Genomic DNA, 14,077 nt, shown 5'->3' with positions numbered 1-14,077 from the left:
GGCTTAACTGCTTATCAAGCTATTCAACAAGCCCTCTCTATTCATGGCTCCCTTTTTTCCCCTAGTTGAGCAATTACCTTCGTTGTCAGAGTACGAGAACATATAAACCATTGTCGAAGGGTTCTGGGTAATCGCATTTGAACTCTCTTTGTGAACCAGACCTCTGTTTTGTGGTTGACCCACTGCTGTTATTAGACCTCATTTATTTGAGAAAGGCTATAGAGACATTTACGCTCCGCTTTGTCAGCTTTGACAACCCACATTCCGCACCCCCAACTGGCACATACGCGGATTGAGAGGGTAAAAATGAATCATCCGAGATAATAATGAGTAAAAACACCCAAAAATCTGTGCAACGATCGCATCACCCAGTTAGGAATTCCTAAAAATTAACGTGAGGGCATGAATTAAATCTTCTTAACCCATAAAACGTCAAAAATCAGACCATTAACAACTATTAATTCCCAGCATATATCGCCAGCATTATGACAATTATACATCACTGCTGCACCTACAATTACTTAACTGTAAGTCAGTTTTATCAATCAATATTCGACTTCATTTCATAACAAGAAATAATAAGACCGACAGGTGAGTGGAAACAAATTTAATATCGCCAACCGTTCGGATGTCAAATTAGAAACTTGTTGAATCCCCTGAATACAAACGGCATGAATCGATTGAAAACTTTGGAATATCCAGCGCAAAGTAGGTCGATTTGTTCCTTTGCCCAACTGATTTTTTACGGTTTTATTAGTGAGTTGCAAGTTTGGCCGGAGTAACCTTTGACCTAAAGTATAAACCAACAAACACAAACCCATTACCAAAGTTAAAGCCTCGATTCTTTCTGGCGACTTCAGAAACACGCTATCCGTAAAAAATAGTGGGTCTTTCAGGAACCCAAACCCTCTCTCTGCCGATTGCTGTTCCTTATATTTCACAATCATTTCATCAGGCTTTAATTGTGATGCATCCAGCACATTTGTAGCTAAGATAAATCTGCCACTAAGCTGTTCTACATTTAAACTGTGTGTCAAAAATCAATAAAACTCTTGTGGGACGGGCTTCTAGCCTGTCCCGAATTTCCAATTTAAATGCGTAACAGCTTAGCTTTCTTTTCTTTAGCAATCACACTAGCATCTAATTCCAGTTTTGCTTCAACTTTAAAGATCAAGCTAGAGCTAGAGTTGTCATGAGAAATGGTCGAATTAGTAGCTGGTTTTGCTGTAGTTTGTCTGCTGCTAATTTGAGTTAAATTATGATATTTCAGTTGTTTGGATAAACGACTGGCCGCTGCTGAGGCATCGGCGTCACAAGCAAATTCAATATTTGATAACTCTCGTAACTTTTTCTGACCCTCAACTTCAGCTTTTTTGAGTTTTTTTTCACTCCTTACGTTGGTCAGCATCACGGCGCAAACTGCTCTCTACTACTAACCATCTTTGTTCAATTCCACCATAATTACTTTTGTGTTCTGACCAGCTATATCCCGTCACTGAACTTTGATTAAATTCTGATTCCTGCAAGCTGAGACACCAGTTTCTGCGCTTGTTTAAGGCTCAGCGGTACACGAGTTAACCATCTTAAATTGGTTAACATTTCTAAATTGGGAGCTGTATATAATGCACTGTCAGCTACCATTAAACTGTCGAGATTTAATTGTTTTTTAAAGTCTTGACAAATTGAGGCGAATATGGAATTATCTGATTCGTTTCCTGAAGCTACTCGTAGAAATAGTGGCACATCTCCATCTCCACTACAAATTAGGTCTAAAATGAATTGTTTCAAGTCGGGACTTGGCCCTTGAGAGTAGCCGTAGGTAATCTGAATTGGTATTGGGGATGTTTGATGGTTGATGGATGAATTATCTGATTGATTGCTATCTGTTTCTATGCTAGAAAAAGATACTGATGGCAATTCTTGCTCATATTTGCCATGTAGATGAAATGAACTTGAGTCTAAGTGAGATGTGTCGGTATTTATCTCGAATTTTTGAGCTGCTTCTAACGCAATAGTTGTGAATATTTTGGTGATTCCTGCCAAATATAATTTATCTAATACTCTTTCTAAACGGTCATCATTCAGATGTGATGCTTGAATTCCTGAACCAAGTAAATGTTCTATTGCTTTCCCTTCAAAAAATTTAGAAAATAAATATAATGGGGCGGAAAACATCCCTAATCCATTGATAATCATGGCTTTAACTACTAGGCCGGGACTGACTATCTCGCCCGGTTGTTCCCCTACTAATTCATTGATTTTTTGGACAATTCCTATTTCATCAATTAGACCGGCTACTAAGCCTAGATGATCTAAGTTTTCTACTTTCATCTGGGATGCTTTCTGCATGGGCTGCTGAATCCTGATTTGAGCGTTGATCGATCTCGCCAGTTTACACTATTTTTGGTGATGATTGGTTACGGAAGAGCGATCGTAATTAACGCATTTTCGCGGCTGCGATCGGGTGACTATGAGGTCATAAACTTGGTTTTTTACCGATCGCAATTTTAACTTACATCAGATAGGACTCACGCCCTCACGTCAATTTTCCAGAATGGACTACTGGGTAATGCTGAGTGACCGAGATAGTTGAGTATTTCTACTCATTTTTGTCTCGGATGATTCACTTTTACTCCCTCAATCCGCCGGTAGTGCCAGTTGGGGGTGCGGAATGTGGGTTGACAACAGCTATATCTTATAGATTTGTGCGCTGGGTGCAAGAAAATATGGACGTATTTACTATCGACAAAGCCTGTTTTTGCTTGGTTTGGGCTTAAAATTTGTTTAATTTATGTTCGGTAAAAAAACCACTTAATATTTTATGTTCCTATGCTTTTCTATGATTAGGTTCGACCATTTTTATATTGACGTTATAATTATTGTTAATAAAAACATATTATTTGTGATATGACCAGATATAGAGCGAGAGATAATGAGAGGAAATGACCCATGAACGTCTTTGAGTTTGAGATTACCATTCAGAGCAAATCAGGTGAGAGTAGCTGGCCGATTGTTGTCAGGTGTAAGCAACCAGACGGACTAACCATCCATTCAAAAGAAACTCTTGAGCTAAATCAGGAGGACTTGAACCAACTTACTCAACAGCAAGAAAACGAGAGGGAATACGGCACTCATCTTGGCAAAGCATTGTTTCGAGGGGCTGTATACGACACCTTTGTTCGTGCCCTATCCAAGAGTAGTCAGGACTCCCTGTTACGAATTTTGCTGTCGATCGAAGCGGCGGACAATGACCCTATCAAAACCTTACATTGGGAAAGGCTGTGCGCTCCGATTGATGCCGATGGGAGTTGGCATCTTTTAGCCCGCAACCAGCGCGTACCCTTTTCCCTATACATTCCCACCATTATCGATCGCCGCTTTCCCCCCATAGGACGACGTGACTTGCGAGCACTGGTGCTGGTAGCGAGTCCCTCTAATATCGGCAAGTTTCAATTAGCACCTTTTGACGTTGAAGCTGTCTTATCTGGAGTCAAGGAAGCGCTTGGTGAAATTCCTTACGAAATTTTGGCAAATGATGTTGCAGGTGCGATCGGGCCCCCAACGCTACAAGAACTATCTAAGCAACTGACTAACGCCAAGAAGCCATACACATTGCTACACTTTGTCGCCCACGGCAAGCTGCTGGATAATGGAGAAACAGTTCTGTACTGGGCAAAAGCAGATAACCAAGTTCAGCCAGTTACGGGAGAAGAATTACTTTCAGAGCTCAAGAACATCGGTAATTATCAGAGGAGCTTACCTCACTTTACCTTCCTGTGCACTTGCGAAAGTGCCGACCCCAGAGCCGAAGTAGGATTAGGTGGATTAGGGCAAAGATTAGTCAGAAACTTGGGGATGCCTGCGGTAGTAGCGATGACACGCAAGGTGAGCGTAGAAACAGGCTTGGCTTTAGGACAGAACTTTTATCGACGACTCAGAGAGTCAGGAGAGGTAGATACGGCGCTACAAGAGGCAACAGCCGGATTGTCCAAGCGCCACGATATTGCTGTCCCGGCTTTGTTTAGTCGCTTGGGTGGGCGTCCCTTGTTTAGCGATCGCCTTGACGATCGCGAGCTAACAGACGAGGAAATCGAGTATGGTATTGAAAAGCTACAACAGCTCCTCAAAGAACGCGCCCCTAATGCTTCGGTACTCAAGCAGAGATTTGAAACCCAGGTAAAGACGCTGAAAGATACACGCGGAGCCGAGTCACGCACCGCCCGCGAACAGCGCCAGCAGGCAATAGTAGAACTCAACAACCTCTGCGAGCAACTGCTCGACCTGAGTTTCGATGCTCTGGCAGCCTTGGGTAAGCAACCACCAGAATACAAGGCTGAGTGCCCGTTCCCAGGTCTGTCTTCCTTCGCGGATAAAAAATACCACAAGTTCTTTTTTGGGCGCGATGAGCTGATTAAAGACTTACAAAAGGAACTGGCGAAGGACAATTTCTTAGCCGTAATTGGCACTTCGGGTAGTGGTAAGTCATCGGTAGTGCTAGCAGGACTGATTCCTAAGCTTAAAGAGGAGGAGATCAGCCTCCTGTGGGCTTACATGACGCCTGGAAAAGAGCCTCTGAAGCAGCTAGAAAGACGATTAGAAAGATTATCGAAGCTATTAGAGCAACATTCAATATTAGTAGTAGACCAATTTGAGGAACTTTTTACCCTCTGTGACGATAAAGACAATCGGCAAGCCTTCATTAAAAAGTTATTAAATGTTGCCGAACAACGGAAAGTTGTAATCACGATGCGGGCAGATTTTTTGGGAGAGTGTACCTTCTACCCCGAACTGAGAAAGCGGATTGAAACTCGACAAAAATTGGTTGGGCCGATGGAACCTGCGGAACTGATTACAGCCATGAAGATGCAGGCAGATAGTGCAGGACTGCGCTTTGAATCTGGCTTGAGCCACTCGATTCTCAATGACGTGCAAGGGGAGCCTGGGGCAATGCCGCTGCTGCAATATGCGTTGCAGGAACTGTGGAAGCGACGGCGGGGACGCTGGCTGTGCGATGAGGAGTATCAAGCGATCGGTAGAGTCCAAAAGGCGATCGCTAAGACTGCCGATGATTTCTACAATAGCTTGTCAGTTGCTGAGCAAGAGCAAATTCGGAATATTTTCTTGCGCTTAACTCGCTTGGATGCGAGTGCTGTAGTAGGGGAGAAGCGACGGGACACGCGCCGCAGGGTGGAGTTAGAGGATTTGGTGCCAACAGGCGATGATCTAGCAGCAACAAGGAAGTTGGTGCAGCAGTTGGCTGGTGAAGGGGTGCGGCTGGTAGTTACCAGTCGCAACGAAGCTACGGGGAAGGAAGAGGTGGAAGTTGCCCATGAAGCTTTAATCCGCTACTGGCCGACGTTACAAAATTGGTTGAATCAGAACCGCAATGACTTGCTATTGCGAGAAACCATCAATCAGGCGGCCGAAGATTGGCATCAGCATCGGGAGCAACCAGACAAAGACATTTATCTTATCCATCAGGGGGGACGATTAGAAGATGCAGAGGTGTTGTGGAAGCACCCCAAATTTGTGCATCTTAACCAAGAAGAGGCGGAATATGTTTTGGCTTGTGTGCAGTTGCGCCAGCGACGACGCCAGCTTGAGGAACAACGCAGAAAGCGTCAGCTTATGGCGGCTGTGAGCGCCGCTTTTGTCTTGGGTGGATTTGCCATCGTTGCTGGAATTAAGTGGAGGGAATCAGAAATCGAGCAAATTCAGGCTTTTCTAGAATCCGCTGAAGCCCGCTTGGCTTCTAATCAGACACTGGATGCACGGATAGGAAGTTTACGGGCAGCGAAAGCACTCAAGCAGTCGTTCTGGCAAGCACTTTGGCCAGACGCTGGGTTAAAGGAGCAAGTGCTAGGCAAGCTGTCCCAGACAATTTATGCAGGACATGAAATTAACCGTTTAGAAAGCAATCAAAGGGAAGTTTATAATATAGCTTTCAGCCCGGATGGCAAGACTTTGGCTACCAGTGGATCTGAAAGCCTATTTCGCCCGGTGCCAACTATCGTCCTGTGGGACACAAAAGGCAAGCAGTTGGCCGATTTCAAAACGAATCAAGGTCAGGTCAATAGCATAGCGTTCAGCCCGGATGGCAAGCTTTTAGTCACTGCTGGAAAAGAAGGCATCGCCCGCCTGTGGGATGCAAAAGGCAAGCCGTTGGCTGTTCTCGAAGGGCATCAAGGCGAAGTCAAGAGCGCCATGTTCAGCGAGGATGGCAAGCTCATAGTCACTGCTGGAGGCGACGGCACCGCCCGCCTGTGGGATACAAAAGGCAAGCAGTTGGCTGTTCTCGAAGGGCATCAAGGTGAGGTCAAGAGCGCCATGTTCAGCCGGGATGGCAAGCTTTTAGTCACGGCTGGAAAAGACAACACCGCCCGTCTGTGGGACAGGTCTGGCAAGCAGTTGGGCATTCTCAAAGAGCATCAAGGTGGGGTTAATAGCGTGGCTTTCAGTCCGGATGGCAAGCTTTTCGTCGCTGCTGAAGAAGACGGCAATGCCCGTGTGTGGGACACTTCCAGTAAGCGATCGACTGTCCGCAAAAAGCATCAAGGTGAGGTCTATAGCGTGGCGTTCAGTCCCGATGGCAAGCTTTTCGTCAGTGGTGGCCAAGACAACACCGCCCACCTGTGGGACACCGCCCGCCTGTGGGACACTAAAGGCAAGCTGTTTGTCACTCTCAAAGGGCATCAAGGTGATATCTATAACGTGGCGTTCAGCCGGAACGGCAAGCTCATAGTCACTGTAGGAAAAGACGACAGCGTCCGCCTGTGGGACACTAAAGGCAAGCCGTTGTTCGTCCTCAAAATGAATCAAGGTGAGGACAAGAGCGCCATGTTCAGCCCGGATGGCAAACTTTTAGTCACTGCTGGAAAAGACGACAGCGTCCGTCTGTGGGACACTACTGGTAAACAGTTTATCCTCCTTCACGGACAAAGTAAGGTCTATGAAGCGCAGTTCAGACCAAATGGCAATGACATAATCACTGTAGAAGAAGATGGTAATGTCCGTGTCTGGGACAAGTCTGGCAAGCAGTTGAAGGCTCTCAACGGGCAGCAAGGGATGATCGATGATGCAGAGTTCAGTCCAAATGGCAATATCCTAGTTACTAGAGGAAAAGACGGCACTGCCCGTCTATGGGACATATCTGGCAAGCAGTTGGCTGTCCTCAACGGGCATCAAGGTAGGGTCAATGGTGCAAAATTCAGCCCAGATGGGAAGCTTATTGTCACTGCTGGAGATGATACCACTGTCCGTTTGTGGGACACTAAGGGCAACCAGTTGGCTCTTCTCCAAGGGCATCAAGGTAGGGTCAATCGTGCAAAATTCAGCCCAGATGGGAAGCTTATTGTCACTGCTGGAGATGATGGCACTGCCCGTTTGTGGGACACTAAGGGCAACCAGTTGGCTCTTCTCCAAGGGCATCAAGGTAGGGTCTTTGATGTAGAGATCAGCCCCAATGGGAAGCTTATAGTTACTGCTGGAGAAGATGGCACTGCCCGTCTGTGGGACACCACAGGCAAGCAGTTGTATTTCTTCCAAGGGCATAGAGGTACGGTCTTTGCTGCGGAATTTAGTCCAGATGGCAAGTACATAATTACCGCTGGAGAAGACGGCACTGCCCGTTTGTGGAACACTAAGGGCAACCAGTTGTATGTCTTCAAAGGGCATCAAGGTAAGATCTGGAGTTTAGAGTTTAGTGCCAATAGTAAGTTCTTAGTTACGGGTGGAGAAGACGGTACTACCCGTCTGTGGGACACTAAGGGCAACCAGTTGGCTCTTCTCAAAGGGCATCAAGGCGCAGTTGGGAATGCTGCTTTCAGTAAAGATGGTAAGTTTATACTCACTCATGGACAAGACGGCACAGCCCGCTTGTGGAAGATTGGCGACATGGATGAACTCCTAGCAATGAACTGCGATTGGGTGCGCGACTATCTAAAGAACCCCAGTGTCGAGCTCAGTGAGAGCGATCGCCATCTTTGTGATGGTATCAGCACTGCTAGTAGTTCACCAAAAAAGTAGTGAGCGTCAGACCGAAACGAGGACACAAGTCTTCTGTTGCGATCGCCCCCTAACAACATCAAGACTTACGCAGGCACGCTATATTATATAGCGTGCTAAAACTTCTGAAGGCTCGGAAAAATAAGTGAGCGAACGTCATAAAAATCAAAATTTAACTGTTCAAAAAAATACCGACTTTCCTGTTAAAGGATTAGACTATATATAATAGTAGTAGACTTTTTAAGTTCTTGTTTGGGGTAGTCTGAGAGTAATTTGTTCTTTAAGTAGTCTACTTTTTTTTCCATCAAACGCGCTATTTTTAATAAAACTCTACCCTAAACTTGCACAGACACTATGATTTATTTGAATCATGGCTTGGCGACTTTGAAAAGCTTCTCTACCTGTTAAGTGCTTGAGTTCGCTATGTAACTTTTTTATTTCAGAATCCATGGCGGATTTTTTTTACATCGGTTGTGTCACCTTAATTTAAGCCAGGTGAATGCGATTTCCTTCGTTACAAATATATGCGTTTTGCGTCGCAATCAGGAAGTCGATATATTCAATAGCAGTGGATTCCTCCCCACATTTTACCGCCTATTTAGGTAAAATGAATAATTTCTGTTAAGATTGAACATGATTAGGTTTTTATTAGCAAAAAATAGTCAATGTACTTCAGGATTTATGTTCCTAGGCCCTTACATGATTAGGTTCGACCAGTTTAATATGTAGGTTATAATTAGTGTTAATAACGAGAGATTATTTGGGATCTGACTATATAGAGATCGAGAAATAATGAGAGGACATGACCTATGAACGTCTTTGAGTTCGAGATTACCATTCAGAGCAAATCAGGCGATAGTAGCTGGCCGATTGTTGTCAGGTGTAAGCAACCAGACGGACTAACCATCCATTCAAAAGAAACCCTCCAGCTAAATCAGGAGGACTTGAACAAACTCACTCAACAGCAAGAAAACGAGAGGGAATACGGCACTCATCTTGGCAAAGCATTGTTTCGAGGGGCTGTATACGACACCTTTGTTCGTGCCCTATCCAAGAGTAGTCAGGACTCCCTGTTACGAATTTTGCTGTCGATCGAAGCGGCGGACAATGACCCTATCAAAACCTTACATTGGGAAAGGCTGTGCGCTCCGATTGATGCCGATGGGAGTTGGCATCTTTTAGCCCGCAACCAGCGCGTACCCTTTTCCCTATACATTCCCACCATTATCGATCGCCGCTTTCCCCCCATAGGACGACGTGACTTGCGAGCACTGGTGCTGGTAGCGAGTCCCTCTAATATCGGCAAGTTTCAATTAGCACCTTTTGACGTTGAAGCTGTCTTATCTGGAGTCAAGGAAGCGCTTGGTGAAATTCCTTACGAAATTTTGGCAAATGATGTTGCAGGTGCGATCGGGCCCCCAACGCTACAAGAACTATCTAAGCAACTGACTAACGCCAAGAAGCCATACACATTGCTACACTTTGTCGCCCACGGCAAGCTGCTGGATAATGGAGAAACAGTTCTGTACTGGGCAAAAGCAGATAACCAAGTTCAGCCAGTTACGGGAGAAGAATTACTTTCAGAGCTCAAGAACATCGGTAATTATCAGAGGAGCTTACCTCACTTTACCTTCCTGTGCACTTGCGAAAGTGCCGACCCCAGAGCCGAAGTAGGATTAGGTGGATTAGGGCAAAGATTAGTCAGAAACTTGGGGATGCCTGCGGTAGTAGCGATGACACGCAAGGTGAGCGTAGAAACAGGCTTGGCTTTAGGACAGAACTTTTATCGACGACTCAGAGAGTCAGGAGAGGTAGATACGGCGCTACAAGAGGCAACAGCCGGATTGTCCAAGCGCCACGATATTGCTGTCCCGGCTTTGTTTAGTCGCTTGGGTGGGCGTCCCTTGTTTAGCGATCGCCTTGACGATCGCGAGCTAACAGACGAGGAAATCGAGTATGGTATTGAAAAGCTGAGCAAACTCCTGGCAGAACGCGCCCCTAATGCTTCGGTACTCAAGCAGAGGTTTAAAACGCAGGTAGAGACGCTGAAAGATACCCGGGGAGCCGAGTCACGCACAGCGCGCGAACAGCGCCAGCAGGCAATAGTAGAGATCGATCACCTGTGCGATCAAGTCCTGGAAATCAGCTTTGATGCTCTCTCCGCTTTGGGCAAACAACCACCAGAATACAAGGCGGAGTGTCCTTTTCCCGGTCTATCTTCCTTTGCAGAAGAACAATACCACAAGTTCTTCTTTGGGCGCGATGAGCTGATTAGAGATTTACAAAAGGAATTGGCGAAGGATAATTTCTTAGCGGTTAAGCTGTTCAGCATCTAAAACGCATATTGTATGGTATAATATGATAATTTTCCGATCAAGTCAATGCCTACTAAAAACTTCCTCAGTTCAGAAACAAAGGAAACTCTGCAACAAGCATTAAAAGACCATGAGCATCCAGATATTCGACAAAGAGCGTTAATATTTTTATTACTAAATAACGGAAATACACAAGCTCAAACTGCTGAACTAATTGGATGTTCTCTCAGAAAAGTTGCCTATTGGAGCGTTCATGGTGATCCTGAAAATTTAGACAGTTTTAAAGATAACAGGATGAAGGGTAATTACCGAAAAGCTACAGAGAAATACATTAATTTACTTTTAGAAATAGTTGAAGTAGACCCTGAAAAATATGGTTATGAGTTCGGAAGATGGACAACCGCTAGACTTGCAATATATCTAGGAGAGCAGACGGGAATTGAACTGAGTAGTACCCAAGTAAGGAGAATTTTAAAATCAAAAAAGTATGTTTACCTTTGGGCTAAATACAGCTTGAAGGATAAGCAAGATGCCGTAGAAAGGGGTTTATTTAAAGATAAATTAGCTGAGTCTTTAAAAAGAGAAAAAGAATCTCCAAACCTATTGCAAGTATGGTTTTGGGACGAAAGTGGATTTAGTTTAAGAGTAATTAGAAGAAAAAACTGGTGTAAAAAGGGGACTCGAAGTAATAAAAGAGGAGACCGACGAAAAGGTCGTATTAATGTTATGGGTGGAGTGAGATACTCAGACAAAAAAAGATGGGTAGATTTTATTCCATCTGGTAATTCTGCTAATTTTTATGCTGTGCTGAAAACTTTTTATGAAGATTTAAAATCCGAGTGGATATTGCAAGGAAATTTAGCAGAAGACTTTAAAGATAAGGGCTGTAAGTTTGTGATAATTTTGGACAACGCTAGTTTTCATAAAAAAGCAGAGACTTTGCAGAAAATAGCGTCAGAGATGCCGAATCTAATCATAGAGTTTTTGCCCAAGTATAGCCCTGACTATAACCTAGTTGAATTAGTATGGCATTCCGCCAAGGAATATGTTGCTAATAGATTATTTGAATCCATTGAAAAACTAGAAGCACTGTTACATAAACTTTTAAATGAAGGAGAATTAATTATGAAATGGAACCGAAACATCAAAAACAAAGGTAACGCGAGTTAATGCAGTTTAGATGTCGAACAGCTTATCTCTACTGTCTGACGCATTGATTCGTCTGCAATCCCTTTTGGGTCAATGGTTTGCAGTAAATCGGAGGATGACTTGTCTTTTGAAATAATCTTTGGCGTCATGTGTCCTATTTTATAACACTTTATGTACCTTGCTTACTTTTTTTCCTCTGCTACCCCTACTTATTGAGCCGATACTCACCCTTTTACCCTAAAAATTTTTGAGCTTCGGTTTATGGAAAATCATCTCGATTTAATACTGGGCTTACCTGAAGTGACCGTTAGAGAATTTACAATGCTAGAAGATGGAATTTGCCTAAAGATTAAATTGACCAACTTAGGAACACACTGTCCTTCATGTCAAAATTTTACCACCGAAATCAATCAAAATCGTCCCATCCTAGTACGAGACCTTCCTTGTTTTGATAAAGTTACTTATTTACAGGTTCCCCGGCGGCAATTTTATTGTCGTCATTGTCAAAAGTATTTCACCGAAAAACTGCCTTGGATAGAGTGGAAGCGGCGACATACTTTGCGATATGAAAAAAAGGTTTTTGAGCGCGTAAAGTCATCAAATATAGCTACAGTTGCATTAGTTGAGGGGCTATCTTATGATGAAATTCAAGGAATATTTAATCACTGGGCTTCCAATATAGCCGAGCAGCAGTGGCTCGGAGTTAGTCGGATAAGTCTTGATGAAATTGCTATGCGTAAAGGGCATAAAAATTATAAAGCGGTGCTCTGCGATTTAGATAAAAAGAAGCTTATAGAAGTCATTGATGGACGAACCCAAGATTGTTTGATATCAAAGCTTTCAGAAGTTCCGCTTCAAGTCAGAAAAGCGGTAACAGAAGTTAGTGTTGATATGTGGCATGGCTTTCCAAAAGTTATTGAAGAAATTTTCCCCAATGCTCAAATTGTGACGAACCGATTTCATGTGATGAAACCTCTCATTGAAGAGTTGAAAAAAATTGCTAAATCTTCTGGGGTTAAAGAACAGAAAAAACTGTCTCTGGTTTTGAAAAACAGAATTGATATGAATCATGAAGAACGCACTGAATTAGAAAATTTATTATCCTCATCTACATCTAAGCGATTCAAAGCTGCTTACGAATATAAAGAAAAATTTCGCGAAATTTATGAAACCAGTAAAACGGTTTTAGAAGGCAAAAAACGCTTTGAAGAATGGTTGCAAAAAGCCCCAAAAATTTATGGCAAAGTTATTCAAACTATTTCAGACCATTTGCCAACCATCTGTAATTACTTTATCAGTCATTCTACCAGTGGAACTATGGAAGGAATCAACAATAAAATAAAGCTCATCAAACGGCAAGGCTATGGGTTTACAAATTTTGAAAACTTTCGGTTACGTCTTTTGTCAGCTTTTTCATCGGACTCTTTATAACTTACAGATTTAACCACTCAAAAACATTAAACATTTTAGCAATTGATTAGATAAAGTTATCAGCACAAGTTCTGAAGAGCCAAAAATGTTGTCTTTTAATCAGTGCCAACGAATTTTATCAAATGGCAGAAAAAGATTTGGAAAAATTTACGGGTATCAAAATATCTCACAGTACATTACAAAGATTAGTCAAGAGACAAGAATTTGAATTGCCTAAATCAAAACAAGGAGTCCAAGAAATTACATTGGATGGCGGTAAAGTTAGGCTACGCAACGAAACCAAGGGCGAGGGGTGTTACTGGAAAGACTATAAAGCCGTGTGTTTAGATAATGTTTATTCGGGAGCATTTTTTCAAAATAATCAAGATTTAATTGATTGGACTAATAGCCAAAAATTACTACACCCTATGTATTGCCGCTTGAGATGGTCATGCCGGTATTTGGAACATATTTAAAGAAATTGGAGAGAATGAACAAAGACAAGAAATCTTAGATTGGTATCATCTGAAAGAAAATCTCTACAAGGTAGGGGGTTCAATAAAATGATTAAAATCAGCAGAAACTATGTTGTGGTCAGGCAAAGTTGATCAAGTTATAAATATTTTAAAAGACTTTAAAGGTCAAGCATTTAAAACATTTTGCAATTATTTAGAAACCCATCGGTGTCGAATAGTCAATTACCAATACTACAAAGAAGAATCCATAAGTTCGATAGGTTCGGGAACAGTGGAATCAACAATTAAACGCATTGGATTAAGGGTGAAAATATCGGGAGCGCAATGGAATATTGAGAACGTTTCCTCTATCCTTGCTCTTCGCTGTGCCTATCTCAACGGTCAACTTTCAATTTGATGTATTTGCCAAAGTGAGATGCACCCCAAACTTTTGCCATCTATGGGGATGATTTCTTGGCAGACTGAACCCATAATTTGTTGCAACCATTGCGATAACTTCTGCTCTAAAACTTTCGGGTCTAGCTTTTCAAACACCCGGCGAAATGTATCATCGCGCTTGTATGCCATTGGGTAACTCTAAAAATTCTTCACGCCCATTGTTGCTTGCTGAGTCCATAATTTTCGATGTCTTCCCACCCGTGGGCATCGGCAATCGTAGCTAAAATGGTAATTACAAGAATGTCTTTTAGTAAGTGTTGTTTGGTTCGGTCTACTCTTGGGTCT

The 14,077-nt window shown here is 43.1% G+C and carries 7 protein-coding genes and 3 pseudogenes; 6 read left to right on the top strand and 4 right to left on the bottom strand.

From position 1 onward, the window contains the following. Positions 1 to 563: 563 nt before the first annotated feature. The 3 genes and pseudogenes from QUB08_RS32245 to QUB08_RS32235 form a co-directional block, all read right to left on the bottom strand. Positions 564 to 1,016, bottom strand: a pseudogene (locus QUB08_RS32245) (IS1634 family transposase); the annotation flags it as partial. Between the two features lie 74 nt (positions 1,017 to 1,090). Then, positions 1,091 to 1,411 carry a hypothetical protein gene (locus QUB08_RS32240; RefSeq protein ID WP_445300969.1) on the bottom strand — a complete coding sequence of 107 codons (321 nt, stop codon included), beginning with the start codon at positions 1,409 to 1,411 and terminating at the stop codon, positions 1,091 to 1,093. Positions 1,412 to 1,506: 95 nt separating this feature from the next. Continuing rightward, the gene (locus QUB08_RS32235; protein ID WP_445300968.1) at positions 1,507 to 2,331 is read right to left on the bottom strand and encodes an IS1634 family transposase; all 825 of its coding nucleotides are present in this window, start codon (positions 2,329 to 2,331) and stop codon (positions 1,507 to 1,509) included. Positions 2,332 to 2,576: 245 nt separating this feature from the next. Here QUB08_RS32235 and QUB08_RS29845 point away from each other — a divergent pair, with 245 nt between their 5' ends. From QUB08_RS29845 to QUB08_RS29820, 6 genes and pseudogenes are all read left to right on the top strand, one after another. Next, positions 2,577 to 2,777, top strand: a complete 201-nt coding sequence (locus QUB08_RS29845; RefSeq protein ID WP_333229654.1) for a hypothetical protein — start codon at positions 2,577 to 2,579, stop codon at positions 2,775 to 2,777. Positions 2,778 to 2,949: 172 nt separating this feature from the next. Continuing rightward, positions 2,950 to 8,025 carry an nSTAND1 domain-containing NTPase gene (locus QUB08_RS29840; RefSeq protein WP_333229652.1) on the top strand — a complete coding sequence of 1,692 codons (5,076 nt, stop codon included), beginning with the start codon at positions 2,950 to 2,952 and terminating at the stop codon, positions 8,023 to 8,025. Between the two features lie 788 nt (positions 8,026 to 8,813). After that, the gene (locus QUB08_RS29835; protein WP_333229650.1) at positions 8,814 to 10,340 is read left to right on the top strand and encodes a CHAT domain-containing protein; all 1,527 of its coding nucleotides are present in this window, start codon (positions 8,814 to 8,816) and stop codon (positions 10,338 to 10,340) included. Positions 10,341 to 10,385: 45 nt separating this feature from the next. Further along, complete coding sequence (locus QUB08_RS29830; protein ID WP_333229648.1) at positions 10,386 to 11,489, top strand: IS630 family transposase; 1,104 nt, start codon at positions 10,386 to 10,388, stop codon at positions 11,487 to 11,489. A gap of 240 nt (positions 11,490 to 11,729) precedes the next feature. Then, positions 11,730 to 12,899 (top strand): ISL3 family transposase, encoded by a 1,170-nt coding sequence (locus QUB08_RS29825; RefSeq protein ID WP_333229646.1) that lies wholly within the window; start codon positions 11,730 to 11,732, stop codon positions 12,897 to 12,899. Between the two features lie 80 nt (positions 12,900 to 12,979). Further along, positions 12,980 to 13,751 (top strand): annotated as a pseudogene (locus tag QUB08_RS29820) (ISKra4 family transposase); the annotation flags it as partial. Positions 13,752 to 13,777: 26 nt separating this feature from the next. Here the strand turns inward: QUB08_RS29820 and QUB08_RS29815 are convergent. Continuing rightward, positions 13,778 to 14,077: pseudogene (locus tag QUB08_RS29815) on the bottom strand (ISAs1 family transposase); the annotation flags it as partial.

The sequence above is a fragment of the Microcoleus sp. BR0-C5 genome (assembly GCF_036705045.1).
Lineage (GTDB): Bacteria > Cyanobacteriota > Cyanobacteriia > Cyanobacteriales > Microcoleaceae > Microcoleus.
Note: the sequence above shows the minus strand (reverse complement) of the source record. Positions and strands in the feature narration are given on the sequence as shown.

Excerpts from the sequence above, each read along its gene's own strand:
- QUB08_RS32235 (WP_445300968.1), bottom strand. The coding sequence starts at position 2,331 with ATGAAAGTAGAAAACTTAGATCATCTAGGCTTAGTAGCCGGTCTAATT.
- QUB08_RS29840 (WP_333229652.1), top strand. The coding sequence starts at position 2,950 with ATGAACGTCTTTGAGTTTGAGATTACCATTCAGAGCAAATCAGGTGAG.
- QUB08_RS29835 (WP_333229650.1), top strand. The coding sequence starts at position 8,814 with ATGAACGTCTTTGAGTTCGAGATTACCATTCAGAGCAAATCAGGCGAT.
- QUB08_RS29830 (WP_333229648.1), top strand. The coding sequence starts at position 10,386 with ATGCCTACTAAAAACTTCCTCAGTTCAGAAACAAAGGAAACTCTGCAA.
- QUB08_RS29825 (WP_333229646.1), top strand. The coding sequence starts at position 11,730 with ATGGAAAATCATCTCGATTTAATACTGGGCTTACCTGAAGTGACCGTT.